An 809-nucleotide genomic window follows, 5' to 3' on the forward strand; every position below is an offset into this window, starting at 1 on the left:
GGGCTTGTCACATTAACTTCGGCTCAGCGATTGTGGCATAGGCACGGCTGTCATGACCTTGCCTGCTGTTAGCTACAAGAACCATCGCTTTCCACCCCACATCATCGCGAATGCGGTTTGGCTGTATTATCGGTTCCCGCTGAGTCTGCGCCTGGTCGAGGAGATGCTGCTCGAACGCGGGATCGTCGTGTCCTATGAGACGATCCGTCGATGGGGCAGGAAATTCGGCCCCGACTATGTCCGTCGTCTTCGCCGCAAGCAGCCTTCGCCGAACGATGTCTGGCACCTCGATGAAGTGGTAATCTCCATCGCTGGCAGGAAACACTGGCTGTGGCGAGCCGTTGACCAGGATGGTTATGTGCTTGACGAGATCGTCCAGACCCGCTGCAATACCAAGGCCGCCAGGCGATTATTGATCCGGCTGCTGAAGAATCAAGGGCTCGCGCCGAAGCGCATAGTTACCGACAAGCTGCGCTCCTACGGAGCGGCAAGGCGTCAGGTCATGCCCGGTGTCGAACATCGCTCACACAAGGGGCTCAATAATCGGGCCGAGAATTCGCATGTGCCGCTGCGAAAACGAGAGCGAATGATGCAAGGTTTTCGATCGCCGGGCGGCCTGCAACGCTTCGTCTCGATCTTCTCGGCCCTGCGCAACCTCTTCGTCTCACCCCGTCCCAAACGTTCAGCCTTTGCTATCCACCTTCACCGCCAGGGTGCCATGGCGCAATGGAAAGCCGTAACCGGAACGCTCGCCTGATATCTGCTCCCGGCGCTTCAGGCTGTATTGCTACAAACAACGTGACAGCGCC

1 protein-coding gene is annotated in these 809 nt (G+C 58.2%); it reads left to right on the forward strand.

Translation table 11 applies throughout. The features are described from left to right. Nucleotides 1–52 precede the first annotated feature (52 nt). Complete coding sequence (locus AC07SZ_RS35610) at nt 53–757, forward strand: IS6 family transposase (RefSeq protein WP_494917900.1); 705 nt, start codon at nt 53–55, stop codon at nt 755–757. Nucleotides 758–809 lie beyond the last annotated feature (52 nt).

The sequence above is a fragment of the Mesorhizobium sp. GW821-FHT07A06 genome, assembly GCF_059419085.1.

Excerpts from the sequence above, each read along its gene's own strand:
- AC07SZ_RS35610 (WP_494917900.1), top strand. The coding sequence starts at position 53 with ATGACCTTGCCTGCTGTTAGCTACAAGAACCATCGCTTTCCACCCCAC.